Here is a 2,862-nt window from a genome sequence, read left to right as displayed (position 1 = left end):
CGGCGGCGATTTCTTCGAGGGTCAGGACCAGCGACATGTAATCCATGCCGGCGCCATCCCATTCTTCGGGGACGACCATGCCCAGCGCGCCCAGTTCACCGAGTTCCCTCAGCGCTTCGGCCGGGAAGGTGTGGTTGCGGTCCCAGTCGGCGGCGAAGGGGGCGAGGCGTTCCTGCGCGAAGGCGCGCATGGTGTCGCGGATCATTTCCTGCTCTTGCGTGAGAATCATGCGGTTTTCTCCAGAGATTTTTTTTGCCGTGTGGTCAGCCAGACGCCGGCGATGACCAGCAGGCCACCGGCCAGGACGGCCGGGCGGAGCCGCTCGTCGAGCAGCAGCGCGGCCTGGAGGACGGCGAAGACGGGGACCAGATTGATGAAGACCGAGGCGTGGCCGGCGCCGAGCTGATGCACGGCGGCGGTGAACCAGGTGTAGGCGATGGCCGTGCCGAACAGGGCGAGAAAGCCCATGCTGGCCCAGACGCGCCATGACCAGCCGGCCGGATCGATGTCGCCTTGCCACAGGGCGGCCAGAGCGAGCAGCAGGGCGCCGCTCAGGCTGGCGTAGAGCGTCGTGGCCAGCGCCGAGAAATGGTGGGTCGCCTGCCAGCCGAGGAAGGTGTAGGCCGCCCAACTCGCCACGCAGCCGAGGATCAGCCATTCGCCAAGGCCGACTTCACCGTTGATCAAGGCCAGCGGATCGCCGTTGCCGATCACCGTCAGGCAGCCGGCAAAGGCGATCAGGCTGCCGATGGCCTTGCGCGATGTCATGCGTTCCTTGCCGGTCAGCCAGGCCAGGATGACGATGACGGCCGGATTGAGCGCGACGACCAGCGCGCCGCGCCCGGCCGAAATGTGTTGCAGGCCGAAAAAAAAGCACAGGCCGTAAAGAAAGATGCCAAAAAACCCGAGCGCCCAGACCAGCCCCCACTCCCGTCCGCCCTGCGGCAGCGGAATGCTGCCCTCGGTAAAGAGCAGCACGCCGGCAACGATGGCGCCGGACAGCACGAAACGCAGCGCAGCCACGGCGAGCGGCGCCGTCAGCTCCTGGGCAATAATGCGTCCGGCGATCCAGGTTCCTCCCCAGAAAAACATCGCGGCGATGAGCTTGGCGTAGGTCACTACGACTCCTCTCCTTTTATGTCCCGCAGGGGCGGTATCCCTTGGGACAAGGGGGAGGCCGGGATAAGCAGAGACTTGGCCGCCGTTGTTTGGCGGCTTAGTCGGTTGCTTAGCGGCTTTATCAGGGGGGTGGGTGCTGGTTTGCCATTGGCGACCGAATTACCCATCCCCACCCCAACCCTCCCCTTGAAGGGGAGGGAGTAGGCTGACAACCCGGTTGTCACTTACAGCATTTCCACCGCCAGCGCCGTCGCTTCGCCGCCGCCGATGCACAAGGAGGCAACGCCCCGTTTCTTGCCGTACTTCTTGAGCGCGCCGAGCAGGGTGACGACGATGCGGGCGCCGGAGGCACCAATCGGGTGGCCCAAGGCACAGGCGCCGCCGTGGATGTTGACCTTGGCTGGGTCGAGCTTGAGATCGTGCAGCGCAGCCATGGTGACGACGGCAAAGGCTTCGTTGATTTCATACAGATCGACCGATTCTGCGGTCCACCCGGTCTTGGCGAACAATTTCTGCAGGGCGCCGACCGGGGCCGACGGGAAGAGGGCGGGCGTGCCGGCATGTGTCGTGTGGGCAACGATGCGGGCAATCGGCTGCAGGCCGAGCTTGGCGGCTTGCGAGGCGCGCATGAGGAGCATGGCCGCGGCGCCGTCGGCAATCGACGAGGAGTTGGCGGCGGTGACCGTGCCCTCCTTCTTGAAGGCCGGCTTCAAAGTTGGCACTTTTTTCACGTTGACCGCGAACGGGCCTTCATCCTTGTCGATGACGACATCGCCCTGGCGGCCGGCGACGGTGGTCGGGGCGATTTCCCAGGCAAAGGAGCCGTTGTTGCTGGCTTCGATGGCACGCGTCGTCGAGCGCACGGCGAATTCATCCTGGGCTTCGCGGGTGAAGCCGTAGCTGGCGGCGCATTCCTCGGCGAAGGTGCCCATCAGGCGGCCGCGGGTTTCTTTGCTGTAGGCGTCTTCGAGGCCATCCATGAACATGTGGTCGATGATCTGGCCATGGCCGAGACGATAGCCGCCGCGCGCCTTGGGCAGCAGGTAGGGGGCGTTGGTCATCGATTCCATGCCGCCGACGACGGCCGCACCGTAGGAGCCGGCGAGGATGCCGTCGTGGCCGAGCATGGTCGCCTTCATCGCCGAGCCGCAGACCTTGTGAATGGTGGCGCAACCGGCGGAGAGCGGCAGGCCGGCCTGCAGCGCTGCCTGGCGGGCCGGGGCCTGGCCCTGGCCGGCTTGCAGCACGCAGCCCATGAGCACTTCCTCGATCAGGTTGACGTCGATGCCGGCGCGCTCGATAGCGGCCTTGATGGCGACGGCGCCGAGATTGGCGGCGGTCAGGCTGGTGAACCCGCCCTGGAAGGTTCCCAGGGCGGTGCGGGCGGCGGAAACGATAACGATGGGGTCATTCATGCTGCTTTCTCCTTGCGTTGCTTGTTATGAAATTCAGGCGTCGAGCGCTTTCAGGGCGGCGTCGTAACGAGAGGGCAAATCCTGCGGCTGATCGACGGTGATGCCGAGGTCGTGAATCAGGCCATCTTTCAGGCCGTAGATCCAGCCGTGCACCGTGAGCTGCTGGCCGCGCCCCCAAGCGTCCTGGACGACCGGGTTGTGGCAGACATTGACCACCTGTTCGAGTACGTTCAGTTCGCATAGGCGGTCGTGGCGCCGGGCTTCGGGCAGGCGGTCGATGGTCGCCAGGTGCTTGTTATGGACGTCATGGACATGGCGCAGCCAGAGG

The 2,862-nt window shown here is 65.3% G+C and carries 4 protein-coding genes; all 4 read right to left on the bottom strand.

The genetic code is table 11. From position 1 onward, the window contains the following. Positions 1-229, bottom strand: a 229-nt coding sequence (locus tag ADADOO_RS10255) for an acyl-CoA dehydrogenase family protein (protein ID WP_511277273.1), incomplete at its 3' end; no start/stop codon positions are given. After that, entirely contained in the window at positions 226-1,119 is an 894-nt protein-coding gene (locus tag ADADOO_RS10250) for a DMT family transporter (RefSeq protein ID WP_511277272.1), read from the bottom strand. The genes ADADOO_RS10250 and ADADOO_RS10255, both read right to left, overlap by 4 nt. 224 nt (positions 1,120-1,343) lie before the next feature. Beyond that, the gene (locus ADADOO_RS10245) at positions 1,344-2,534 is read right to left on the bottom strand and encodes an acetyl-CoA C-acyltransferase (RefSeq protein ID WP_511277270.1); all 1,191 of its coding nucleotides are present in this window, start codon (positions 2,532-2,534) and stop codon (positions 1,344-1,346) included. Positions 2,535-2,567: 33 nt separating this feature from the next. Beyond that, positions 2,568-2,862, bottom strand: a 295-nt coding sequence (locus ADADOO_RS10240; protein WP_511277268.1) for a carbonic anhydrase, incomplete at its 5' end; no start/stop codon positions are given.

The organism is Azonexus sp., from assembly GCF_036170495.1.
Taxonomy (GTDB): Bacteria; Pseudomonadota; Gammaproteobacteria; order Burkholderiales; family Rhodocyclaceae; genus Azonexus.
The sequence above is the reverse complement of the archived record's forward strand: the minus strand, read 5'-3'. Positions and strand labels throughout refer to the sequence as shown.

Bases quoted from the DNA above. Each gene is read 5' to 3' on its own strand.
- ADADOO_RS10245 (WP_511277270.1), bottom strand. From the start codon at position 2,534: ATGAATGACCCCATCGTTATCGTTTCCGCCGCCCGCACCGCCCTGGGA.